Here is a 21,752-nt window from a genome sequence, read left to right on the forward strand (position 1 = left end):
GCCCGGGGGTTGCACGTGCATGCCCGTAATCGGCCCAGCGGGTTGGCTTTGGCCCAAGCTTTGGTGTAAAGCTGCGCGGAGTGTGGCTTTTTGTAAGCCTTGCGTGGGCACTGATTACCAACGACAAGCGCTTCAAATTGCTAATGAAATTGGCTGGGACGGACGAAGCCGATCTAAGTGACAGGGATCACAGAGACTGAACCGGAGCGCACCTAAGCTCACCTAAGCTTGAAGACGGGGCCTTGCCCCATGCAGGTGGCTCCGACGGTTTAAGGACTCGCGCTGCGCCGATATTGTGCAAACCCATCGCGCACCGGAACGATCTTCCGGCGCTGACAAATTGGAAATCGCCGTGAACGCATACAGTAAGACGCCGCTTCTCGACACCATCCGGACGCCGGAAGACCTGCGCAAGCTCAAGATCGAGCAGGTTCGCCAGGTCGCCGACGAGCTGCGGCAGGAGACCATCGACGCCGTCTCGGTGACCGGCGGTCACTTCGGCGCGGGCCTCGGCGTGGTCGAGCTCACCACCGCGATCCATTATGTCTTCGATACGCCGCGCGACCGCCTGATCTGGGACGTCGGCCACCAGGCCTATCCGCACAAGATTCTCACCGGCCGGCGCGACCGGATTCGCACGCTGCGCACCGGCGGCGGCCTGTCCGGTTTCACCAAGCGCAGCGAGAGCGATTACGATCCGTTCGGCGCCGCGCATTCCTCGACCTCGATCTCCGCCGGCCTCGGCATGGCCGTGGCGCGCGACCTCTCCGGCGGCAAGAACAACGTTATTGCCGTGATCGGTGACGGTGCGATGTCGGCCGGCATGGCCTATGAGGCCATGAACAATGCCGGTGCGATGAACTCGCGCCTGATCGTCATCCTCAACGACAACGACATGTCGATCGCGCCGCCGGTCGGCGCCATGAGCGCCTATCTGTCGCGGCTCTACTCCGGCAAGACCTATCGCACGCTGCGCGAGGCGGCCAAGCAGATCAACAAGCGCCTGCCCAAGATCATCGCCAACCGCGCCAACCGCGTCGAGGAATATTCGCGCGGCTTCATGATGGACGGCGGCACGCTGTTCGAGGAGCTCGGCTTCTATTACGTCGGCCCGATCGACGGCCATAACCTCGACCATCTCCTGCCCGTGCTGAAGAACGTGCGCGACATGGAGGAAGGCCCGATCCTGGTCCACGTCGTGACCCAGAAGGGCAAGGGCTACGGCCCGGCGGAAGCGTCCGCCGACAAGTACCATGCCGTCGTCAAGTTCGACGTCGCGACCGGCACGCAAGCCAAGGCCAAGCCGAATGCGCCGGCCTATCAGAACGTGTTCGGCGCGAGCCTCGTCAAGGAAGCGCAGAAGGACGACAAGATCGTCGCCATCACCGCGGCGATGCCGTCGGGTACTGGCGTCGACATCTTCAACAAGGCCTTCCCGGACCGCACCTTCGACGTCGGCATCGCCGAGCAGCACGCGGTGACCTTCGCCGCCGGTCTTGCCAGCGAAGGCTACAAGCCGTTCTGCGCGATCTACTCGACCTTCCTGCAGCGCGGCTACGACCAGATCGTGCATGACGTCGCGATCCAGAACCTGCCCGTGCGCTTCGCCATCGACCGCGCCGGCCTCGTCGGCGCCGACGGCGCGACGCATGCCGGCTCGTTCGACAACGCCTATCTCGGCTGTCTGCCCAACATGGTGATCATGGCGGCGGCGGACGAGGCCGAGCTGGTGCACATGGTGGCGACGCAGGTCGCGATCGACGACCGCCCGAGCTCGCTGCGCTATCCGCGCGGCGAAGGCCGCGGCATCGAGATGCCCGAAGTCGGCATTCCGCTCGAGGTCGGCAAGGGCCGCATGATCCGCCAGGGCAGCAAGATCGCCCTGCTCTCCTTCGGCACACGCCTCGCCGAATGCGAGAAGGCGGCCGACGAGCTCGCCGCCCATGGCCTGTCGACCACGATCGCGGATGCGCGCTTCATGAAGCCGCTCGACACCGAGCTGGTGCTCAAGCTCGCCCGCGACCACGAGATCCTGATCACGATCGAGGAAGGGTCGGTCGGCGGCTTCGGCTCGCATGTCGCGCAGTTCCTGACCGATCAGGGCGCGCTCGACAGCGGCATGGTCAAGTTCCGTTCGATGGTGCTGCCCGACGTGTTCCAGGACCACGACACGCCCGCCGCGATGTACGGCCGCGCCGGTCTCGACGCCAAGGGCATCGTCGCCAAGGTGTTCGAAGCGCTCGGCAAGGACGTGAAGGCCGAGACGGTCAAGCTGGCTTGATAGTGAGTTCACCTCTCCCGCTTGCGGGAGAGGTCGACGCGAAGCGTCGGGTGAGGGCTTTCGCCCTTCGGGGGTTCTCGATTGCCGAGACACCCCCTCCCCAACCCTCCCCCGCAAGCGGGAGGGGAGCAGACCGCACGATGTGGCTTGCACCTCGACCCAAATTTTCCCGGTTCTCTCTCCATGAAAATCTATCTGGCAGGTCCCGACGTGTTCCTGCCGGATGCAGTCGAGATCGGCCGCCGCAAGGCTGCGATCTGTGCGGCGCACGGGCTTACCGGCCTTTATCCCCTCGACAACGCCATCGACCTCACCGCGCCCGACGCCTCGCGGCAGATCTTTTGTGGCAACGAGGCCATGATGGATGCGGCCGATGCCATCATCGCCAACCTGACCCCGTTCCGCGGCGCGGGCGCCGATCCCGGCACCGTCTACGAGCTCGGCTACATGGCCGGCCGCCGCAAATTCTGCCTGGCCTATTCCAACGATGGGGCCGTCTATGCCGACCGTGTCGGTCGCTTCATGGAGGTCACCTCCGAGGACGCGCGGCTGGTCGATGCCCAGGGGTTGACGGTCGAGGACTTCGGCCTCGTCGAGAACCTCATGATGATCCATGCGCTGGAGTTGCATGGCTGCCCGCTGGTGACGCCGGCCACGATGCCCATCGACGTCTGGCACGATCTTGCCGCGTTCGAGACTTGCGTCCGGATGGCGGCCGCGCGATTGATCGCTAAATAAGCGTCAATCCTCGTTGGAGAGCCAATGTCCCCTGCCCGCAAGCGCGCCGATGTATTGCTGGTCGAGCGCGGCCTGTTCGAGAGCCGGGCACGGGCGCGCGCGGCGATCGAGGCGGGCCTCGTCACCGCCGACGACAAGCAGGTCACAAAACCGTCGGAGAGCATCGCCGAGGACGCGGTGATCCAGGCCGAGCCCGCGCACCCCTACGTCTCGCGCGGCGGCGTCAAGCTCGCGGGCGCGCTGGAGCGGTATCCGATCGAGATCGAGGACCATATCTGCCTCGATGTCGGTGCCTCCACCGGCGGCTTCACCGAAGTGCTGCTCGCGAACGGTGCAAGCCTGGTGTTCGCGGTCGATGTTGGCACCAGCCAGCTACATCCCTCGCTGCGCGGTCATCCCAAGATCGTGTCGATGGAGGAGACCGACATCCGCAGCTATGACGGCAAGCGCCTGCCGGCGCGGCCCGACGTCGTCGTCATCGACGTCAGCTTCATCTCGCTCAAGAGCGTGCTGCCGGTAGCGCTGTCGCTTGCCGCCGCGCCCATGAGCTTGCTGGCGCTGATCAAGCCGCAATTCGAGGCTGACAGGAAGCACAACAAGAAGGGCATCATCCGCGACGCCGCCGTGCATCGGGAGATCTGCGACGACATCGCTGCGTTTGCAGCCTCGCTCGGCTGCACCGATATCGAGGTGTTCCCCTCCTCGATCGCGGGCGGCGATGGCAATATCGAATTCTTCCTGGGCGCGCGCCGTGGTTGAGCGCTTGACCATAGATCATGTCGGCCATCGCGGCGACGGCGTCTCGCTCTCGACGGACGATGCAGTCTACGTGCCCTATACGCTTGCCGGCGAGACCGTCGAGGTCGACCACGTCGCGGGACACCATCCAGACCGCCGCAAGCTGCTGGCGGTGGACGTCGCCAGCCCCGAGCGCATCGCACCGTTCTGTCCGCATTTCGGGGTCTGCGGCGGCTGCGCCATCCAGCACTGGGCCGCGGTGCCTTATCACGCCTGGAAACGCGGCATCGTGGTCGAGACGCTGGCGCAGGCCGGCCTCGATTGCGAGGTGGCGCCGCTGGTCGATGCCCATGGCGCGGGGCGCCGGCGCGTCACGCTGCATGGCCGGTTCGGCACGCATGACGTCCTCAAGGTCGGCTTTTCCGCGACGAGCTCGCACGACGTCATCCCGATCCATCGCTGCCCGATCCTCGATCCCGCACTCGAGGGCGCGCTCGATGCCGCCTGGGCGATCGCAGAGCCGCTGACGTCCAAAATGCCGGTGACCAAGCCGCTCGACATCCAGGTCACTGCCACCCTCAACGGCCTCGACGTCGACGTGCGCGGCTCCGGCCCGCTGCCGACGACACTCGTCACCGCATTGTCGCGCGTCGCCGAGCAGCATCGCCTGGCGCGGCTGACACGGCATGGCGAGCTGGTGCTGCAGCGCCTCGCGCCGACGGTGAAGATGGGCCGCGCGGAAGTGACGCTACCGCCGGGCTCGTTCCTGCAAGCCACCGTCGCCGGCGAAGAGACGCTGGCCGCGCTGGTCGCAGAACGCGTCGGCAAGGCCAAGGAGGTTCTCGACCTCTTCTGCGGCGTTGGACCGTTTGCGCTACGGCTCGCCGAGAAGGCGCGCATCACCGCCTATGACAGCGATGCCGGCGCGATCGCAGCGCTCGCAAAGGCTGCGCGCACGCCGGGGCTCAAGCCGATCAAGGCCGAACCGCGCGACTTGTTCCGTCGTCCCCTGGTGCCGCCGGAGCTGCGCGACTTCGACGCCGTGGTGTTCGATCCCCCGCGCCAGGGCGCGCAGGCGCAGGCGTTGAAGCTTGCCGCGAGCAAAGTGCCGGTCGTCGTCGCTGTCTCATGCAACGTCGCGACCTTCGCGCGCGACGCGCGGCTCTTGATCGACGGCGGCTACAAGATCGAGAGCGTCGTGCCGGTCGACCAGTTCCGGCATACGCCGCATGTCGAGCTGGTGGCGCGGTTCAGGCGGTGACGCCGCACCGGCCATTTGTTCTCGATCTCCGATACGGCTAGGCCGACGGCTCGAATTGCGGCTGCCATCGCAAGAGATAGGACTGCAGCGAACGCACCGCGATTGCGAGCAGGATTCCGACGAACATCATGACGAAGATGGCCACCATCATCTCGCTGGCATTGGCGCGCGCTTCCGCCTCGATGATGAGCTTGCCGAGTCCCCGCTCGGCGCCGATGAACTCGCCGACGATGACGCCGATCAGGGCAAAGGAAACCGCCGGCAGGAGCGAAGCGAACACCCAGGCGAGCGCGGAGGGAATCACGACAGTGCGCAGCACCGTGAATTCACTGGCGCCCAACAGGCGGGCGGCCGCGATCTGGTCGCGGTCGACCGCGCGGGTTCCCTCGAAGGTGTTGAAGAACACCACGAAGAACACGACCAGCCAGGCGGTCGCAATCTTCGAGAGGTCGCCGAGGCCGAAGATCAGGATGACGAGCGGCACCAGCGCGATGCGCGGGATGGAGTTGAGCGCCACGATGTACGGTCCGAACACGCGGGCCAGGAAGTCGGAGCGGCCGAGGATCAGGCCTGCGGCAATTCCGCTCGCCGATCCAAACAGGAATCCCCACCAGGTGTTCTTCAGCGTCACCAGTGTCGCGAGCCAGAGATTGTTGTCGTTACCCCTGATGCAGGCGGCAAAGCCGCCGGAATCGGAAAAGCAGCCAAGCCGGAGAAAGCTCTGCCAGATCAGCGACGGCTTGGCGACGAAATAGGGGTCGAGCAGCTTCGGCACGTAAGCCTTCGGCAGCAGCGCCTTGCTCCATTCGAAGCCCCACTGCCAAATGATGAGCACCGCTGCGAGAATGGCGAGTTGCCAGAACAGGATGATGGCGCGGCTCTTGGTCATGATCACTCGGCCTTGGTGCGGCGGAATTCCTCGCCGAGCGAATGCCAGATGTGGGAATAGAGGCGGCCGAATTCGGCCGTCTCGCGCAGAGCCACGGGATCGCGCGGCCGCGGAATGTCGACGTCGAAATCCTCTTTGAGCCGCCCGGGGCGCGCGGAAAGCAGGATGATGCGGCTCGCCAATGTGATGGCTTCGCCGAGGTCGTGCGTCACGAACAGCACGGTCTGCCGCTCGCGCTCCCAGATCTCCAGGAGCGTCTTGTGCATCTCGAGCTTGGTGTGGGTATCGAGCGCGCCGAACGGCTCGTCCATCAGCAGGATCTCGGGCTCCAGGATCAACGTGCGCATCAGGGCGACACGCTGGCGCATGCCGCCCGACAGCATGCGCGGGAAGCTCTGCGCAAAACCCGTGAGACCCGCTCTGTCGACGGAAGAGGCGACACGGCCGGCGCGCGCCGCCTTGGGAACCCCCGCGATCTCCAGCCCATAGCCGATGTTCTGCTCCACGGTGCGCCAGGGAAACAGCGTGTCTCGCTGGAAGACGTAGCCAACCTTGCGATTGACCTTGCCGATCTCGACGGTGTCCTCGTCGATGAGAATTCGCCCGCCCGAGCGCGGCAGCAGCCCCGCGACCATGTTGAGGATGGTGCTCTTGCCGCAGCCGGACGGACCGAGCAACGCGACGAATTCACCCTGCTTGACCTCGAAGGACACGTCATCGACCGCCACGAATTCGCCGCCGGACGCGTTGAAGCGCTTGGCGAGCCCCCGCACGGCGATGCGCGTGCCCGCCGCCGCCCTGTCATCGTCATGTCTCGCGCGCGCAAGGCCCGGGCTGGGTGCGACCGTCATTTGTATTTCGCCCTGGCTGCCTGCAGGAAACTCATGTCGACGACATCCTCGTATCTGGTTTCGGGAATGTCAGTGCCCTTGCGGTACCAGGGCTTGGCCCCGCGTTCGAACGCAGCCTTGTCGATCACGCCGTCATAGGCCCAGGTCGACTTGTCGAAGCCGAGCTCGGCACTGACCGCGTCCGGGTCGATGCCCGAGAAATATTTCGGCGTGACCAGCGCCTGCACCTCGGCGAGCGGCGCCGCCTTCACGAAGGCCATCGCGCGGTAGATCGCGTTGACATAGGCCTGCACCATCGCCTTGTCCTGCTCGACCGTGTCCTGGAGCGTGTAGATCACGAGCACGGGCAGCGTGCCGCCGAAATCCCTGTCGAACACGCCGGGCTTGGAGGTGTCGTAGATCGTCCTGCCAAAGCCCTTCTTCTCGACCTCGACGATCCAGCTCGGCGGCGCCATGATGGCATCGAACTGCTTGGTCTGGAGCGATGGAAACATCGTGTTGGGTCCGCCGCCGGCGACCCAGTTCACCTTGTCGGCGAGGCCTCGCACCTCGAACACGTAGGTGCCGAACACCCAGGTGCCCGAGCCGATGGCCGTGGCCGCGACGATGGGCTTGGCGCCATCCGCGCGTTTGTAGCCCGCGAGCTTCTCGACAGAATTGATGCCGCTCTCGTAGAGATCCTGACGCACCATGATGTTGGCATAGGAACACACCATCTCGGTCGCGAGCAGGATCTTGCAGGGCTTGCCGCGCGCGGTGAGCTGGAGCGGATGGCTGGCATCGCCATGCGCGAACAGCGTTTGTCCCGCGGCCAGCGTCTGGCGCCCGAACGTACCGGCATTGCCGGTCACGAGCTTCGAATCGAGCCCTTCGTCCTTGAAGTAACCTTTGAGCTCCGCGATCATGCCGATGGCATAGACCGGCGACACCGGTCCGAAGGCGAGCGAGACCTGCTTGCTCTCCGCGTGCCCTCGTCCCGGCAGCAGCGACGCGCCGGCCCATGCGGAGCCCGCGATCAGCGCCTGGCGCCTCGTGATACTCATGTGTTCCTCCCTGTGTTCTCCTTGATCGCGCCAGGTGTCAGGACGGCGCGATCTTGATCGTTCCTGCTTGACGCAGTTTTTCGATGTCGTCCGGCGGCATCCCAATCTCGCTCAGGATCTCGCGCGTCTGCTCGCCGATCTGCGGCGGATCGTAACGATTGGGCAGGCGGCGGCCGTCGATGGAGATCGGCAACAGCGGCGTCTTCGCCTCGCCACCATCTGGCAGCCGAATGTCGGTCATCCCGCCCGACTGGTTCAGATGCGGGTCATCGAAGAGATCACCGGGCTTGTTCACCGGCGCGTAGGGCAGATCAAGCTGCTCGAGGCGCGCGGCGAGAGCGGCCTTGTCCCACTGTTTGAAGATCTTCGCGATTTCGGGGATCAGCCAGCTGCGATGGTCGACGCGGTCGTTGCTCGTCGCAAAGCGCGGATCGGCAAGCCAGGCTTCTCGATCGAAGGCGCGGCAGAACGCCTCCCATTGCTCTTCGCCGACGATGGTGACGAACAGCTTTGAGCCGTCCCTGGTGTCGAAGAGATCGTAGACCGGCCAGGGGCTGTCCTTGATCGAATAAGGGATCGAGGGCTGGCCACTGACCACCTCGCACATCATGGCCTGCGCCATCAGGAACACGTTGTTCTCGTACAATGCGCTCTGGATGTAGCGACCGCGGCCGGTGCGCTGCCGTTCGGCCAACGCAGCCTGGATCGCGATCACGCCGAACATGCCGCCCATGACGTCGTTGACCGAGGCGCCGGCGCGCATCGGCCGGTCCGGCAGGCCTGTCATGTAGGCGAGACCGCCCATCATTTGCACGACCTCGTCGAGCGCGAGGCGGTTCTCGTACGGGCCCGGCAGATAACCCTTGAGCGAGCAATAGATCAGGCGCGGCGCGAAGCTAGCGACGCTCTCGTAGTCGAGGCCGATCCGCTTCAACAAGCCCGGCCTGAAATTCTCGATCAGGACGTCGCTGGTCTCGATCAGCCTACGCGCGATCTTCTGGCCTTCCGCGGTCGACGTATCCAGCGCGATGCTGCGCTTGTTACGGCTGTAGGTGGCGAAGAAGCCTGCGGCAGGCCCCTTGAAATAGCGGGTGCGGTCACCCTTCGGCGGCTCGACCTTGATCACGTCGGCGCCGAGATCGGCGAGAATCAAGCCGCAGCTCGGCCCCATCACCATCTGGCTGAATTCGACGACGCGAAGGCCGGCGAGGGGGCGAAGCTCTGATGCCGTATCGCGCACAGTCGCCGTCATGCCGCCCTCCGCAGAACCTTGGGGATGCCGGCCTCATGCAGGTGTCCCGTCAGATGCTTTGCCGGGATATGCCGGGCGAGGATCTCGCGCGTCTGCATCAGGCGGTCGAGATCGATGCCGGTTGAAAGTCCCATACGTTCCAGCATGAACACGAGATCCTCGGTGACGATGTTGCCGCGCGCCCCCGGTGCAAAGGGACAGCCGCCGAGGCCTGACACCGCGGCATCGAAACGGCGGATCCCCGCCTCGAGACCGGCGACGGCATTGGCGAGGCCGGCGCCGAGCGTGTCGTGCAGATGCAGTCGCAGCGTCATCTGTGATCCGACCTCCCGCCTGACGGCTTCTACGATCTGCCCGACCAGCTTGGGCGTGGCATAGCCGACGGTGTCGGCAAGCCCGATCTCGTCGGCGCGAGCCTCGGCAAAGGCACGCGCAACGCGGCACACGGCGGCTTCGCTGACCTCGCCTTCCAGCGAGCAGCCGAAGGAGGTGGAAATCGCGCCCATCAATTGCGGCCGCCGGTCCACCGGGCGGGCATCGATCGCGGCGCGAACCGCGCGAAAGCCTTCGAGCTGCTCTTCGACGGAGCGACGGACGTTGGCGCGGTTGTGAGTCTCGCTGGCCGAGATGACGAAATAGACGGCGTTGACGCCGGCGGCAATCGCGCGCTCGGCGCCCTTCGGGTTCGGCACCAGCGCACCGATCGTGGCCGACTTGTGCGTGAGTGCATGCGCCATCACCGCATCCACGTCGGCGAATTGCGGCACGACCTTTGGCGGCACGAAGGACCCGGCGTCGATCTCGCGCACGCCGGCCGCAGCGATCGTATCGATCAGCGCGCACTTGGCTTCGGTGGGAACGAAGATGTCGAGATTCTGCAGGCCATCGCGAGGAGCGACCTCGCAAATGTGGACATCCGGCGCGCGCGCCATCGGGCTCTCCCTGCTTTGATTGTATATTATTGCATTAAAGAACAATCCATGGGACAGTCTGTCAAGCCCTAAACTTTGCGTGCACTGCGATGACCACCTCCGACAGTTCCCGTCAGCGCGCCGCCAAAAGCGCTAGTTCCGAGCGTGCCGAGCAGCTCGCCGGCCTGATCATGGCGCTCGCCCGGCGCGAGGGCATGAAGGCCGGTGATCGCTTGATCGAACAAAGGCTTGCGGACGCGCTTGATCTGTCACGCGCACCGATCCGGCTTGGCCTGAAGGCTCTCGAAGCCGCGGGGCTCGCCCGCGGCGAGGCGCATCGCGGCTTCGTGCTGGCGAAGAATCCGACCAGCGGCGCGGCCCAGCCGGCGCTGGCAGCGGTCAGGCGCAGCGAACAGGTCTATGTGACAATTGCCGGCGACGTGCTCGCAAGCCGGCTGCCGGCCGATGTCACCGAGGCAGAGCTGATGCGCCGCTATGAGCTGAGCCGGGCCGAGTTGCAGCGGCTGCTCGACCGCATTGCAGCGGAGGGCTGGATCGCGCGCCTGCCGGGCTATGGCTGGCGCTTTGCGGAGACGGTCTCCAACCCCGAAGCGCAGGTTCAAAACATGGCGTTTCGCGCGGTGATCGAGCCGGCGGCGATCGTGCAGCCCGGCTTCACGTTATCACAGAAGGTGATCGCACGCTTGCGCGAGCGCCAGTTGCGCGTCCTGGACGGCGAGCTCGAGAAGATGACGATCGGCGAGGTCTTTCACTCCGGTTGCGAATTCCACGAGGAGATCATTCGTGGCGCCGGCAACCCATTCTTCCTTGAGGCCCTCAAGCGGGTGAATTCGATCAGACGCCTGTTCGCCTACCGCAGCTTCGCCGACCGCGACGGCATGCGGCGCCACGTGCGCGAACATCTCCGCCTGCTCGACGTCCTGGAAACGCGGCGTTACGCCGAAGCGGCGGAACTGATGGCCAAGCACCTGCAACGCCCGTTGGTGGCGGGCTTGTCGTGATGTCCTCGGCGCTGTTCCTTTAGCGGCGCAAGCCGCTCAGCGCCGGCGATTCACCGGGCAGCATGTTCGACTTGATATCGCTGTCCATGCGGCCCGAGTCCTGCTGGATGAACCCGGCCCCGAACGACAGGCTGAGGTTGGAGGTCGGCTTGAACTCGACGCCCGCAAATGCGCTGTAGCCCGGTGCTGTGCTGGATGTCAGCGGCGCTATCGAGCTGCCGATGCCGTTGCCGAATTTCAGCGTGTCGAAACCGGCAAAGAACGTGACGGGCATGCCGCCCGCGGTCTTGGTGTTGTAGCCGAACTGCGTGCTGTCATAGGAGAGCGCGCTGAAATTACCGGCCAGGCCAGTCTGGCTGAGGCCGCTCCAATTCAGGTTGCCACGCTGGCTGCCGACGAAGAAGCCGTTGGCAAAGTTGGCACGCCCGCCTGCGTCACCGGCATTGAAGCTCGGAAAATTGCCGTAGGTGTCGGAGCTCTGGCCGTCGCTGCCGCCATAGCCGAAGGCCCCACCCGGGATCCAATATCTCAGGGGTGCGACTTGCGCATGAGCGGTGGCTCCGCAGACGCAGAGCATCGCGAAGAGAGTTGCAAGACCACAGGAACGTGCAAGGCTGGGCATTCAGGCGACCGTCAAAAGTTCGTAAATTATACGCCCAGGAGCGTGCGAATACCAGCGACGCGGTGCCAGTGATGCCCTCATCCAGTTCCCGATCACCTCTTCCTGACGCGTTGAACCTCCTTCGCGTCGGATTGACCCATTTAAGGGACGCGCGCAAGCTCGCGCCCGCGCTTTGATTGCGCAGACCTTTGAAAATGCCCGTCATTGCATGGAGGCTATCATGGAGGTCAATTCCGACAGGTTGAATGCCTTTATGGGCAAGATGATCACCGAGGTGGGGGCGGCGATGAACGCCTCGCTGGTCCTGCTGGGCGACAAGCTCGGCCTCTACCGCGCCCTCGCCGCCAAGGGGCCGATGAACTCCGCCGAGCTCGCCAGCGCCACCGGGACGACGGAGCGCTACGTCCGCGAATGGCTCTCGAGCCAGGCGGCATCCGGCTACATCGAATACGATACCGCTTCAGGAAAATTCTCGATGCTGCCGGAGCAGGCGATGGCGCTTGCCGACCAGGACAGCCCGGTATTCCTCGGCGCAGTCGGCAATGTCATTGCCGCGGCGTTTCTCGACGAGCCGAAGATCACGGACGCGTTCAAGACCGGCAAGGGGGTCGGCTGGAACCGACGCAGCGAGTGCCTGTTCTGCGGCACCGCCCGCTTCTTCCGCACCGGCTATATGCATCATCTGGTGCAGGAGTGGCTGCCTGCGCTCGACGGCGTCGTGGACAAGCTGAAGCGTGGTGCCAAGGTCGCCGATGTCGGCTGCGGCCACGGCGTCTCGACGCGGCTGATGGCGGAGGCCTTCCCGAACTCGCGCTTCTACGGCTTCGACTATCACGAGGGCTCGATCGAGGCCGCGCGGAAGGGAGCCAACGAGGCCAAGCTCGGCGACCGGGTCTCCTTCGCGGTTCACTCGGCCAAGTCCTATCCGGCCGAAGGCTACGATCTCGTCTGCTTCTTCGATTGCCTGCACGACATGGGCGATCCCGTCGGCGCCATCAGCCACGTGCGCGAGACCATGGCCAAGGACGGCACCTGCATGCTGGTCGAGCCGTTCGCAGGCGATCGCCTCGAAGACAATCTCAATCCCGTCGGCCGGGTCTACTATGCAGCCTCGACCATGATCTGCACGCCGGCCTCGCTCGATCAGGAGGTGGGCCTGGCGCTGGGTGCACAGGCCGGCGAAGCGCGGCTGCGCAAGGTCGCGCGCGAAGGCGGCCTGTCGCGCTTCCGCCGCGCAGCCGAGACGCCGTTCAATCTGATCCTCGAGGCGCGAATCTGATTCAACGCCGGGCGCGCGCGGCCGGCGAGGTCAGGCCGCGGCGTCCGTCCCCATGCCGAAGGTGAGTTGGTTGCCGTCGGCATCGACGACGTCGAAATCGCGCATGCCGTAGTCGCGGTCCTCCGGCCGGTTGAGCAGCCTGGCGCCGCGCGCTGACACTTCGGCATAGAGCTCGTCGACATCCCGAACGAAAATGCAGAGACCGCCCTGCCCGGCCAATCGTTTCGTACTGGATGCCGCGAGCAGATGCAGGCCGACCTCGTCCCGGCAAAGGCAGGCATAGGACGGCGGCTGGCCGTATTCGAAGGTGACCTCGAAGCCGAGTACGTCGCGGTAAAAGGCGAGGCTGGCTGCGATGTCGGAGACGACGAATACGGTGGCGGCGCCGGCCATCATCGGGTGTTCGTCATCAATCCTCCATCTCGCGAGCGATCTCCAGCGCGCAACCTAGCATGCGTTGCCGAGGTCTTGCACGGGCTGAACCGCAACGTAAGCTGGTGGTCGAACAAGGCGGCGCGCGTCCGCCGGAATGGGAGGATGACGATGCGATATCTTGGCCTGGCGCTGGCTGTCCTGGTCAGTACGGCAATCCCGGAAGCCGGCCATGCCGCCGAGCCGACCCGCTTCGTGCCGCTGAAGGCGGACGAGCTGACGCCGCCGCAGAAGGAATGGGCGGACGCGATCGCGGTGCCGCCGCGCAATGCCAAGTTCACCAACCCGCCCTACCGCGCCTATATCCGCAACCCCGAGCTCGCGCCAAAGCTCTCGGCGATGTCGGACTATCTGCGCTGGAATTCGTCGTTGCCGGCACGTCTCAGCGAATTCGCGATCCTGATCACGGCAAGGCAATGGACGGCGCAGTATGAATGGTTCGCGCATTATCCGCTGGCGATGAAGGCCGGCCTCGATCCTGCGGTCGCCAATGACATCGCCAACGGCGTACGGCCGCAGACGATGAAGGACGACGAGGCCGCGCTCTACGATCTTGCGATGGCGCTCTATCGCGACAAGAAGGTCTCCGACGAGGTCTACCGCGCCGCGCAGCAGAAATTCGGCGAGCGCGGCATCATGGATATCATCGGCCTGATCGGCTATTACGACCTTGTCTCGATGACGCTGATCACCATGCAGGCCGAAGCGCCGAACGACAGCGTGCCGCCGCTGCCGCCGCTGGCTGCGAAATAGAGGCAACACACGATCCGCTCTGAATTTGCGGATGGACAATTCTACTACCGCCATCCTGAGGTGGCCGCTTCTTCAGCGGCCCTCGAAGGGCGACGGGCCGGCTGCATCGGGGCCGTGTATCCCTCGAGGCTCCCCATGGGGCGCGCCGCGCCCCATGGGGAGCACCTCAGGATGACGGAGTTGATGGTGCGTCATTGCGAGCGCCGCGAAGCAATCCAGACTGCCTCTGCGGAAAGACTCTAGATTGCTTCGCTGCGCTCGCAATGACGATGTGGATGCAGATGAGTATTTCAACTCGATCAAGATCGATCGGCAATTGAAGGTGCTGACGTTTTGAAACCACGGAGTCCCCCAGTGACATCAGGCACTCCCGTCACTTACGAACGCGTCGGCAACATCGCGCGCATCACGCTGCGCCGACCGCCCGTCAACGCGCTGAGCCTCGAGGTCATCCGTGCGGTGGTGACGGCGCTCCGCCGCGCCGCCGACGATACCGATGCGCGCGTTGTCGTGCTGGCGAGCGCGATTGCAAAACGTTTTTCGGCGGGCCTCGACCTCGACATCCTGCTTGGAAAATCAGGCACAGAGATCCGCGAATTCCTTCAGGCGCTTTACATCGACCTCTACGACGCCCAGTACGGCCTCGGGAAGCCGTCGATCGCCGCGGTCGGCGGCGCGGCGCGCGGCGGCGGCATGACCATGGCGGTGTCATGCGATGTGGTGCTGGCCTCCGAGAGCGCGACGTTCGGCTATCCCGAGATCGATGTCGGCGTCATTCCCGCCATCCACTATGCGCATCTGCCGCGCATCGTCGGACGCCACCGCGCCTTCGAGCTGCTGTTCACCGGGCGCGTCTTCAGCGCCGTGGAGGCGCGCGAGCTCGGCGTGGTGAACCGTGTCGTCGCCGATGCCGAACTCGAGGCGGAAACCGAGACGCTCGCGGCGCAATTCGCGGCGAAATCGGCCGCGGTGCTGCGGATGGGCCGCGCCGCCTTCATGCGGCAGATCGATCTCGACTACCGGCGCAGCATCGCCAGTGCCGTGGACGATTTCTGCAACGTCGCGACCTCGGACGAGGCGCAGGAGGGCTTGAGGGCGTTCGTGGAGAAGCGGGCGCCGAACTGGTGAGGAGCGCCCGCCGCGCGCGCGACGTGTTCAGGCGGTCTTGTCGACAGACGACGATGTATCGGCCGGCGGATATTTCGTCACGGGCACCATGAAGGACTTGGAGCCGACCTGGTAGATGACCTTGCCGTTCTTGCCGTCGTCGGTCGCAATCTGCGCCTGTCCGAACATGATGACGTTCTTGTAGACGTAGCCGGTGCCCTGGCGGGTGACGCCGTCAGTGGTGACGCTGACCTGCGCCTCCTTGCCGTTGACGGAGAGAACCTTGAAGCTCGCGCTCTTGCCGTTATCGCTGGAATAGCCGCCCCAGCTGCCCATCAGGCGGCTGTCGGACGCCGGCGGGTCCTGCTTCTCGAGATTCGCGGTCTGCTTGCCGGCACCGCCCACCGAGAACAGCAGCACCATGTTCTTGCCGTCCTTGGTGCCGACCGTGACCCCGCCATAGGTGATAAGCGAGCCCTGGACCTCGCCAAAGCCGCGCTCGGTGTGGCCGTTGTGGGTGTATTCGACCTGCGCCCGGGCACCGCGGATGTTCACGACCTTGAAGCTGACCGCCTGGTTGTTGCCGACCCAATTGCCCTTCCACTCACCGAGCAGCCTGCTCTGGTGGAAGACCCGCTCGTTGGCGGGCGAAATCTGGCTGGTGCTCGACGTGACGATAGCCATCGGGTTGCTCGGATACGGGTCTGACACCCCGCTTACGTTCACTTGCCGACCAGCCAGGAAGACGGGCCGGAAACAAGCAGAAACAATCCGATTAGGCCCGCGCGCCGGTTAACGAGCGGTTAAATTCAACCGCCGGATGAGACGGGCAAAAAGTCTCACCTGGGGTGGGCATCTAGCGTCCCCAGCGGTCGGACCAGATCTTCTCGCCGATCAGGCAGTTGACGCGCGGCTCCTTGTCCTTGTCGGCAACGCGTACCACGGGGCGCTCCGGCGTACGGCCCGCAACCTCCATCAGCAGCTTGGTGCGGATCGCCTCCTTGAACTTGTCGCGGTCCTTGATCGCGATGACGAAGGAGCCGGGACCGCCGACGACGCAGTCCTCGTAGTAGTAGTCGAGATTGTCGATATCCATGGTCGAATAGGACGGCTCCTTGACCATGATGGGCAGGCCGTTGATGACGATGCCCTTCTCGAGCGCGGCGTCGCGCGCCACCGTGACCGGGCTGCCATTGTTGTTGGGACCATCGCCCGAGATGTCGATGACGCGGCGCAAGCCCCGATAGGGATCCTCCTCGAATAGCGGCATCGCGAAGGTGATTGCGCCGGAGATCGAGGTGCGCGAGGCGCGCCGGATCGGCGTCTTCATGATTTCGGCGGCGACCGCGTCCGCGGTCTCCGGTCCGTCGACCAGCCGCCAGGGAATGATGATCTTCTGGTCGGTGGAGGCGGCCCACTCGAAATAGGTCACCGCGATCCGCCCGTTCGGACCCATCTTCAGCGCCTGGAGAAACTCTTTCGACTGGATCGCCTGCGCGTAGCCTTCGCGCTGGATCGCCAGCTCGTCCATGTCCATGGAGTAGGACACGTCGACGGCGAGGATGAGCTCGACATCGACCGCCTGCGCATCCTTGTCGGCTGCCAGCCGCTGCGGCTCACTCCTGGGCGGTTCAAACTTTGGCCCTGGTGCCGCTAAGCCCGCGACGTCCCCCCCGGCGAGCACGCCGGCCACCAGCACAGCCCCGATCGAGAACAGCAAGCGCATCGCAGTCTCCCGTCGTATGACGCGATGGTGACATGCAATCGCCTTGCCGCAAAGTGCGAAGATCGCCTGCGCTTCACATTCGAGTTAGGAATTTGTGTGCGTTACGCAAAGCTGCCGCCGTGCTGCCGCGCTTGCGTCACCGGAACACGTGCGACCACAGGCTCCGTCATTCAGGGCGGCTCGAAGAGCCGAACCCGGAATCTCGAGATTCTCAGGCGCTCAAGGGCGCGCCAGAGTTCTCGCTTCGCGGGCCCCGGAATGACGGTGGCGCGCGTGGAGACACTCCCCCGCCCACTTGTCCGGCGCGATTTCCATGCTAGGCTGGCCGCACAGATGGGGATGGAGTCCCCCGACAACCGCCCGGCGGCTTGACCGTAGTGGGCTGATGACTCCTGCTTGAGGTGGGGCAATCATTGAGCCTCCGCCTTTGGCGGGAGCATGGACAAACCCGCCGATGGCGGGTTTTTTGTTGCCTGAAAGCGGAAGAAGGAGAAGGCGTGACGACGACACCGATTGCTGCGCGTAGCGGGTTGCCCAGGGGAATCTGGGTGCTCGGCTTCGTCTCGATGTTGATGGACATCTCCTCCGAGATGATCCACGCGCTGCTGCCGGTCTATCTCGTCACCGTGCTCGGGGCGTCCACACTCACGGTCGGCTTCATCGAGGGCATTGCGGAGGCCACCGCCTCGATCACCAAGATCTTCTCCGGTGCGCTGTCGGACTGGCTCGGCCGCCGCAAGCTGCTCGCCGCGCTCGGCTACGGGCTCGCCGCCTTCACCAAGCCGTTGTTCCCGCTCGCGCCCAGCGTCGGATGGCTGGTGGCGGCGCGCTTCATCGACCGCGTCGGCAAGGGCATCCGCGGCGCACCGCGCGATGCACTGATCGCCGATATCGCACCTCGCGGCCTGCGCGGCGCGAGCTTCGGCCTCCGGCAGTCGCTCGACACCATCGGCGCCTTCGTCGGGCCGCTCGTCGCCATCGGCCTGATGTGGTGGACGGCGGACAATTTTACCCTCGTGTTCTGGTTCGCCGTGCTGCCGGCCTTCCTCTCGTTCGGCCTGATCGCCTTTGCCGTGAACGAGCCGGAGCCGGACCCGAGCCGGGAGCCTGCAAAGAACCCGCTCAACACCGCCGCGATGCGGCAGCTCGGATCGGTGTACTGGCGCGTCGTCGCTGTCGGCGTCGTGTTCACGCTCGCGCGCTTCAGCGAGGCCTTCCTGATCCTGCGCGCGCAAAATATCGGGCTCAATGCGATGTGGGTGCCGGCGGTGCTGGTGCTGATGAACATCGCCTACGCGCTCTCGGCCTATCCGGCCGGCGTGCTGTCGGACCGCATCAACCGCACCGGCCTGCTCGCGCTCGGCCTCGTCTTCCTGGCCGGCGCCGATCTCGCACTCGCGCTGCTGCCGAACCTTGGTGGCCTCGCGCTCGGCGTCGTGCTGTGGGGACTGCATATGGGATTGACGCAGGGCCTGCTCTCGGCGCTCGTCGCCGACGCCGCCCCGCCGAGCCTGCGCGGCACGGCGTTCGGCTATTTCAACCTGTTCACCGGCCTTGCCCTGCTCGCGGCGAGCGTGATCGCCGGTGCGCTGTGGGACGCCTATGGCCCGGCCGGCACGTTCCTGGCCGGGCTCGGCTTCGCACTGGTGTCGCTCGCGGGGCTGCTCGCCATCGGCAACGGCCTCGCAACGGAGGGCAAGCAATGACGGGAGGCGGTTCATCGTGCTGAGTGGAGTGCTCGCGATCATGATCGGCAGCTTGCTGGGCGGCTGCGCGCGCTATTTCGTCTCCGGCGCAATCGCACGGCGGCTCGGCGAGACGTTTCCATGGGGCACCATGACCATCAACGTCACTGGCGCCTTCCTGATCGGCATTTTTGGCGCACTGGCAACGCATCCGGACTCGGTCTTCGCCGCGCCCAACCCCTGGCTGTTCGCGGTGACCGGGTTCCTCGGCTGCTACACCACGGTGTCCTCGTTCAGCCTGCAAACGCTGACGCTCGCCCGCAACGGCGAGGCCCTGCATGCGCTCGGCAATGTCGTCTTCTCGGTCGGGCTGTGCCTCACCGCCGTGACTTGCGGCTTCCTGCTTGCCGATCGTCTGGGAGGCTAGAGGCTGATGGGCTCCCCTTCCACCGAACGCTGGCGCAGTGCGGTTCTCTATGCCTGGGTTTCCGCGGGCAGCATCGTCGGCGGGCTGACGCGCTATCTGGTCGGGCTCGCGCTCGACACCGGGCCCGGCTTTCCCACCGCGACGCTGTTCATCAACGCCACGGGCTCGCTGATCATCGGCTTCTACGCGACGTTGACCGGCCCTGATGGCCGTGTGCTGGCGCGGCCCGAGCACCGGCAATTCGTCATGACCGGGTTCTGCGGCGGCTACACCACCTTCTCGGCCTTCAGCCTGGAAACCTTCCGCCTGTTCCATGGCGGCATGAAATACACAGCGCTCGCCTATGTTGCGTCCTCCGTCGTCTGCTGGCTGGTGTCGGTGTGGGCCGGGCATATGCTGGCGAGCCGCTACAACCGCTTGACAAGGAGCTGACCATGCAAATTCCCAATCAGGCAGTTTCGCTCCGCATCTTCATCGGCGAGAGCGACCATTATGACGGCAAACCGCTTTATGAAATGATCGTGATGAGGGCGCGCGAGCTGCACCTCGCCGGCGCCACCGTGCTGCGTGGTCCAATGGGATTCGGCAAGTCGAGCCGGCTGCACACCTCGAAAATCCTGCGCCTTTCGGAAGACCTGCCGCTGCTGATCGAGATCGTCGACAGCGAGGACAACATCAACGCATTCCTGCCCATCCTTGACAGCATGATGTCGAGCGGACTGATCACCTTGGAGAAGGTGCAGGTCCTGCAATATGGTGAGAAGGCCGCGAGCTGATCGCTTCCGGCCGGAAACCCGAGCCCGCCGTGTCCAGGAGGCGGAATGAACGACACCGTCACCAAGCCGAAAACTAGGACCAAGACCAAGGTCGAGCGGCCGAAGCTGCACAAGGTCATCCTGATCAACGACGACTACACGCCGCGCGAATTCGTCACCATGGTGCTGAAGGCCGAATTCCGCATGACGGAGGATCAGGCCTACAAGGTGATGATCACCGCGCACAAGCTGGGCACCTGCGTGGTCGCCGTGTTCACCAAGGACGTCGCCGAGACAAAGGCCACCCGCGCCACCGACGCCGGCCGCTCCAAGGGCTATCCGCTGCTGTTCACGACCGAGCCGGAGGAATAGGCCGCAGGTGTATTTCGACTGCCACAGATCGTCAGCAACACCGTAAAACCGATGCGGGCCGGACAACGCAGCAACGTCCACTAGGCGCCCGCCGGCGTGTCGCGCACGTTGACACGCACACCGTCCGGCTTGCTGACATAGAGATGGCTCTCCAATACGGATTGCATGTTCTCAAACATCGAATAGAGATCATCGCAATAGACGGACGGATTGTCGTAGCCGTTTTTCTTGGAGAAACGATGCGGAAGATAGCCTCCCCCGCAGGCGTCCATGAACTTGCATTGACGACACTTCGCACAAAGATTGATTGAGGCATCGCGCGCGGCTTTCCAGCGCGGCTCATTCCTGACCTCATCGATCGCGTGATCGAAGATGTTGAACCCGGTGGTGGTGAAGCCGTCGCCTGCGATCCGCAGCACATCGTGGGCCTCCACGGTGCCGTCGGTCATCACGGTGCAAAGCTCGACAGGCTTGTGGCCCACGCCCTCGGTCGGTGAATTGTTGCCAAGCAGGGCGGTGATCATGTCCGAGATGATGCGGATATCGGTCGTCGGCTTCGAGCGATTTGCCTCCAGCCACAGGTCGAACAGCCCCTTGTAGAAAGCGGCAATGGATGGCGGACTCTCATCCACCGTCGCATCGGGAATCATGATGTCGTAGTTGGAGATTCCACAGGCGGCGAAAAAATCGGCGTATTGCTGCGGCGCGTAAGCGGGATTGCAGACGGCCAGGGCAATGACGCCAATGTTGCGCGACACCAGCATGCGAACGGCACGTTCCACGGCGGCATGGGTGCCCGTCCCCTGAAACGTCCTGCGATGAAGGTCGTGAATATGTGCCGGTCCGTCCACGCTGATCGCAACCGAAATGTTGCGGGCCTCGAAGCAGGCCAGCCATTCATCATCGATCAACACACCATTGGTCGTGACCGCGATCGGTATGCCGCATCCGGTCCGCGATGAAATGGCCTCGCAGGCTTCGGCAAAGCCGTGGAAATTCTCGACGCCCCACAGCAGCGGCTCGCCGCCGTGCAGAATGACGGGAAAATCGGCGAGCGAGAATCTGACAACGTGCTCCTCGAGGCGCTGCAGCAGACGATGCTGCACGTCAGGGCTCATCAGCTTCGGCTTGGTGTAAACGGACGCGTCGCGAAACCAGTAACAATAGGAGCAGTCGATGTTACATCTCGTTGCGACCTTGACCAGCAATTGCGTGATCGGCTGATCCTGGAAAGCGACACAATCTGAACCGTCAGCCGACATGCCGACACCGAGACGAGCTGGAAGAAGTTGTCTAGTACCCTCGAACGAATCCGCCTCGGCGGAACGCGCCGACACCCGGAGCGTACGCCCCCCTGCGGAAGGCGCCTGCGTTGGCGCCCTTAGCAAAAGCGCCTCGCCTGAAAGCAGCCTGGGTCGCCACGGGGTCGTCGGAGACGACGCCCTGCTCCGCACGCTGTCCTCGCAGATCGTTCAGCAATGCGTCGATACCCTGATGGTCGCTCTGAATGGTTGCGCCAGGCCCATGCAATTGGATGAGGCTCGCAAAAATCTTCAGCGTCGTAATCGGCATGATTATGCTCCCCTTTTCGCGACGCAATGCAGGGAT

The 21,752-nt window shown here is 64.5% G+C and carries 24 protein-coding genes and 1 riboswitch; of the genes, 13 read left to right on the top strand and 11 right to left on the bottom strand.

The window, feature by feature from the left end:
- The first annotated feature begins 352 nt into the window (after positions 1 to 352).
- The 4 genes from dxs to QA649_RS33895 all read left to right on the top strand — a co-directional run bounded on the left by dxs (position 353) and on the right by QA649_RS33895 (position 5,018).
- Positions 353 to 2,281 carry a 1-deoxy-D-xylulose-5-phosphate synthase gene (dxs, locus tag QA649_RS33880; RefSeq protein ID WP_283021029.1) on the top strand — a complete coding sequence of 643 codons (1,929 nt, stop codon included), beginning with the start codon at positions 353 to 355 and terminating at the stop codon, positions 2,279 to 2,281.
- Positions 2,282 to 2,464: 183 nt separating this feature from the next.
- Positions 2,465 to 3,019 (top strand): nucleoside 2-deoxyribosyltransferase, encoded by a 555-nt coding sequence (locus QA649_RS33885; RefSeq protein WP_283021030.1) that lies wholly within the window; start codon positions 2,465 to 2,467, stop codon positions 3,017 to 3,019.
- Between the two features lie 24 nt (positions 3,020 to 3,043).
- Positions 3,044 to 3,778 carry a TlyA family RNA methyltransferase gene (locus QA649_RS33890; RefSeq protein ID WP_283021031.1) on the top strand — a complete coding sequence of 245 codons (735 nt, stop codon included), beginning with the start codon at positions 3,044 to 3,046 and terminating at the stop codon, positions 3,776 to 3,778.
- A complete protein-coding gene (locus tag QA649_RS33895) occupies positions 3,771 to 5,018 on the top strand; it encodes a methyltransferase (RefSeq protein WP_283021032.1) in 1,248 nt (415 codons plus the stop codon). Before QA649_RS33890 ends, QA649_RS33895 begins: the two co-directional genes overlap by 8 nt.
- A gap of 37 nt (positions 5,019 to 5,055) precedes the next feature.
- Here QA649_RS33895 and QA649_RS33900 read toward each other — a convergent pair whose 3' ends face one another.
- Genes QA649_RS33900 through QA649_RS33920 form a run of 5 tightly spaced genes read right to left on the bottom strand, consistent with a single transcriptional unit; the run spans position 5,056 to position 9,985 of the window.
- A complete protein-coding gene (locus QA649_RS33900; protein WP_283021033.1) occupies positions 5,056 to 5,907 on the bottom strand; it encodes an ABC transporter permease in 852 nt (283 codons plus the stop codon).
- A 2-nt stretch (positions 5,908 to 5,909) separates the two neighbouring features.
- Complete coding sequence (locus tag QA649_RS33905) at positions 5,910 to 6,758, bottom strand: ABC transporter ATP-binding protein (protein ID WP_283021034.1); 849 nt, start codon at positions 6,756 to 6,758, stop codon at positions 5,910 to 5,912.
- A complete protein-coding gene (locus tag QA649_RS33910; protein ID WP_283021035.1) occupies positions 6,755 to 7,801 on the bottom strand; it encodes an ABC transporter substrate-binding protein in 1,047 nt (348 codons plus the stop codon). Before QA649_RS33910 ends, QA649_RS33905 begins: the two co-directional genes overlap by 4 nt.
- Positions 7,802 to 7,838: 37 nt before the next feature.
- On the bottom strand, positions 7,839 to 9,053 hold the full coding sequence (locus tag QA649_RS33915) for a CaiB/BaiF CoA-transferase family protein (RefSeq protein WP_283021036.1): 1,215 nt from the start codon (positions 9,051 to 9,053) through the stop codon (positions 7,839 to 7,841).
- Complete coding sequence (locus QA649_RS33920) at positions 9,050 to 9,985, bottom strand: hydroxymethylglutaryl-CoA lyase (RefSeq protein WP_283021037.1); 936 nt, start codon at positions 9,983 to 9,985, stop codon at positions 9,050 to 9,052. Before QA649_RS33920 ends, QA649_RS33915 begins: the two co-directional genes overlap by 4 nt.
- Before the next feature lie 89 nt (positions 9,986 to 10,074).
- Between QA649_RS33920 and QA649_RS33925 the strand changes: the two genes are divergently transcribed.
- Complete coding sequence (locus QA649_RS33925) at positions 10,075 to 10,986, top strand: GntR family transcriptional regulator (protein WP_283021038.1); 912 nt, start codon at positions 10,075 to 10,077, stop codon at positions 10,984 to 10,986.
- 19 nt (positions 10,987 to 11,005) lie between these two features.
- Here the strand turns inward: QA649_RS33925 and QA649_RS33930 are convergent, their stop codons facing one another.
- Positions 11,006 to 11,608, bottom strand: coding sequence for a hypothetical protein (locus QA649_RS33930; RefSeq protein WP_283021039.1), 603 nt, complete (start codon positions 11,606 to 11,608; stop codon positions 11,006 to 11,008).
- A gap of 220 nt (positions 11,609 to 11,828) precedes the next feature.
- Between QA649_RS33930 and QA649_RS33935 the strand changes: the two genes are divergently transcribed.
- Positions 11,829 to 12,887: a class I SAM-dependent methyltransferase gene (locus QA649_RS33935; RefSeq protein WP_283021040.1), complete on the top strand. Its 1,059-nt coding sequence runs from the start codon at positions 11,829 to 11,831 to the stop codon at positions 12,885 to 12,887.
- Between the two features lie 30 nt (positions 12,888 to 12,917).
- Here the strand turns inward: QA649_RS33935 and QA649_RS33940 are convergent, their stop codons facing one another.
- On the bottom strand, positions 12,918 to 13,283 hold the full coding sequence (locus QA649_RS33940; protein WP_283021041.1) for a VOC family protein: 366 nt from the start codon (positions 13,281 to 13,283) through the stop codon (positions 12,918 to 12,920).
- A 147-nt stretch (positions 13,284 to 13,430) separates the two neighbouring features.
- Here QA649_RS33940 and QA649_RS33945 point away from each other — a divergent pair, with 147 nt between their 5' ends.
- Entirely contained in the window at positions 13,431 to 14,072 is a 642-nt protein-coding gene (locus QA649_RS33945) for a carboxymuconolactone decarboxylase (protein WP_283021042.1), read from the top strand.
- 354 nt (positions 14,073 to 14,426) lie between these two features.
- Positions 14,427 to 15,200 (top strand): enoyl-CoA hydratase/isomerase family protein, encoded by a 774-nt coding sequence (locus QA649_RS33950; protein ID WP_283021043.1) that lies wholly within the window; start codon positions 14,427 to 14,429, stop codon positions 15,198 to 15,200.
- 27 nt (positions 15,201 to 15,227) lie between these two features.
- Here QA649_RS33950 and QA649_RS33955 read toward each other — a convergent pair whose 3' ends face one another.
- Positions 15,228 to 15,863 (bottom strand): hypothetical protein, encoded by a 636-nt coding sequence (locus tag QA649_RS33955; RefSeq protein WP_283021044.1) that lies wholly within the window; start codon positions 15,861 to 15,863, stop codon positions 15,228 to 15,230.
- Positions 15,864 to 16,035: 172 nt separating this feature from the next.
- Positions 16,036 to 16,905 (bottom strand): DUF1194 domain-containing protein, encoded by an 870-nt coding sequence (locus QA649_RS33960; RefSeq protein ID WP_283021045.1) that lies wholly within the window; start codon positions 16,903 to 16,905, stop codon positions 16,036 to 16,038.
- Between the two features lie 326 nt (positions 16,906 to 17,231).
- Positions 17,232 to 17,307: riboswitch (Fluoride riboswitch) on the top strand.
- A gap of 95 nt (positions 17,308 to 17,402) precedes the next feature.
- On the opposite strand from QA649_RS33960, the gene QA649_RS33965 reads away from it, so the two are divergent.
- Genes QA649_RS33965 through clpS form a run of 5 tightly spaced genes read left to right on the top strand, consistent with a single transcriptional unit; the run spans position 17,403 to position 20,144 of the window.
- Positions 17,403 to 18,611 carry an MFS transporter gene (locus tag QA649_RS33965; protein WP_283021046.1) on the top strand — a complete coding sequence of 403 codons (1,209 nt, stop codon included), beginning with the start codon at positions 17,403 to 17,405 and terminating at the stop codon, positions 18,609 to 18,611.
- Between the two features lie 16 nt (positions 18,612 to 18,627).
- Entirely contained in the window at positions 18,628 to 19,017 is a 390-nt protein-coding gene (crcB, locus tag QA649_RS33970) for a fluoride efflux transporter CrcB (protein ID WP_283021047.1), read from the top strand.
- Between the two features lie 6 nt (positions 19,018 to 19,023).
- Positions 19,024 to 19,449, top strand: a complete 426-nt coding sequence (gene crcB, locus QA649_RS33975; protein ID WP_283021048.1) for a fluoride efflux transporter CrcB — start codon at positions 19,024 to 19,026, stop codon at positions 19,447 to 19,449.
- 2 nt (positions 19,450 to 19,451) lie between these two features.
- Positions 19,452 to 19,793 carry a DUF190 domain-containing protein gene (locus tag QA649_RS33980; RefSeq protein ID WP_018648661.1) on the top strand — a complete coding sequence of 114 codons (342 nt, stop codon included), beginning with the start codon at positions 19,452 to 19,454 and terminating at the stop codon, positions 19,791 to 19,793.
- A 45-nt stretch (positions 19,794 to 19,838) separates the two neighbouring features.
- On the top strand, positions 19,839 to 20,144 hold the full coding sequence (clpS, locus tag QA649_RS33985; RefSeq protein WP_283021049.1) for an ATP-dependent Clp protease adapter ClpS: 306 nt from the start codon (positions 19,839 to 19,841) through the stop codon (positions 20,142 to 20,144).
- Positions 20,145 to 20,224: 80 nt separating this feature from the next.
- On the opposite strand, the gene QA649_RS33990 is transcribed toward clpS, so the two are convergent.
- Positions 20,225 to 21,406, bottom strand: coding sequence for a radical SAM protein (locus QA649_RS33990; RefSeq protein ID WP_283021050.1), 1,182 nt, complete (start codon positions 21,404 to 21,406; stop codon positions 20,225 to 20,227).
- Positions 21,407 to 21,437: 31 nt separating this feature from the next.
- Positions 21,438 to 21,716, bottom strand: coding sequence for a hypothetical protein (locus tag QA649_RS33995; protein ID WP_283021051.1), 279 nt, complete (start codon positions 21,714 to 21,716; stop codon positions 21,438 to 21,440).
- Positions 21,717 to 21,752 lie beyond the last annotated feature (36 nt).

The sequence above is a fragment of the Bradyrhizobium sp. CB1717 genome (genome assembly GCF_029714325.1).
Taxonomy (GTDB): domain Bacteria; phylum Pseudomonadota; class Alphaproteobacteria; order Rhizobiales; family Xanthobacteraceae; genus Bradyrhizobium.

Excerpts from the sequence above, each read along its gene's own strand:
- QA649_RS33885 (WP_283021030.1), top strand. The coding sequence starts at position 2,465 with ATGAAAATCTATCTGGCAGGTCCCGACGTGTTCCTGCCGGATGCAGTC.
- QA649_RS33890 (WP_283021031.1), top strand. The coding sequence starts at position 3,044 with ATGTCCCCTGCCCGCAAGCGCGCCGATGTATTGCTGGTCGAGCGCGGC.
- QA649_RS33900 (WP_283021033.1), bottom strand. The coding sequence starts at position 5,907 with ATGACCAAGAGCCGCGCCATCATCCTGTTCTGGCAACTCGCCATTCTC.
- QA649_RS33905 (WP_283021034.1), bottom strand. The coding sequence starts at position 6,758 with ATGACGGTCGCACCCAGCCCGGGCCTTGCGCGCGCGAGACATGACGAT.
- QA649_RS33910 (WP_283021035.1), bottom strand. The coding sequence starts at position 7,801 with ATGAGTATCACGAGGCGCCAGGCGCTGATCGCGGGCTCCGCATGGGCC.
- QA649_RS33915 (WP_283021036.1), bottom strand. The coding sequence starts at position 9,053 with ATGACGGCGACTGTGCGCGATACGGCATCAGAGCTTCGCCCCCTCGCC.
- QA649_RS33920 (WP_283021037.1), bottom strand. The coding sequence starts at position 9,985 with ATGGCGCGCGCGCCGGATGTCCACATTTGCGAGGTCGCTCCTCGCGAT.
- QA649_RS33925 (WP_283021038.1), top strand. The coding sequence starts at position 10,075 with ATGACCACCTCCGACAGTTCCCGTCAGCGCGCCGCCAAAAGCGCTAGT.
- QA649_RS33930 (WP_283021039.1), bottom strand. The coding sequence starts at position 11,608 with ATGCCCAGCCTTGCACGTTCCTGTGGTCTTGCAACTCTCTTCGCGATG.
- QA649_RS33935 (WP_283021040.1), top strand. The coding sequence starts at position 11,829 with ATGGAGGTCAATTCCGACAGGTTGAATGCCTTTATGGGCAAGATGATC.
- QA649_RS33940 (WP_283021041.1), bottom strand. The coding sequence starts at position 13,283 with ATGATGGCCGGCGCCGCCACCGTATTCGTCGTCTCCGACATCGCAGCC.
- QA649_RS33945 (WP_283021042.1), top strand. The coding sequence starts at position 13,431 with ATGCGATATCTTGGCCTGGCGCTGGCTGTCCTGGTCAGTACGGCAATC.
- QA649_RS33955 (WP_283021044.1), bottom strand. The coding sequence starts at position 15,863 with ATGGCTATCGTCACGTCGAGCACCAGCCAGATTTCGCCCGCCAACGAG.
- QA649_RS33960 (WP_283021045.1), bottom strand. The coding sequence starts at position 16,905 with ATGCGCTTGCTGTTCTCGATCGGGGCTGTGCTGGTGGCCGGCGTGCTC.
- crcB (WP_283021048.1), top strand. The coding sequence starts at position 19,024 with ATGGGCTCCCCTTCCACCGAACGCTGGCGCAGTGCGGTTCTCTATGCC.
- QA649_RS33980 (WP_018648661.1), top strand. The coding sequence starts at position 19,452 with ATGCAAATTCCCAATCAGGCAGTTTCGCTCCGCATCTTCATCGGCGAG.
- clpS (WP_283021049.1), top strand. The coding sequence starts at position 19,839 with ATGAACGACACCGTCACCAAGCCGAAAACTAGGACCAAGACCAAGGTC.
- QA649_RS33990 (WP_283021050.1), bottom strand. The coding sequence starts at position 21,406 with ATGTCGGCTGACGGTTCAGATTGTGTCGCTTTCCAGGATCAGCCGATC.
- QA649_RS33995 (WP_283021051.1), bottom strand. The coding sequence starts at position 21,716 with ATGCCGATTACGACGCTGAAGATTTTTGCGAGCCTCATCCAATTGCAT.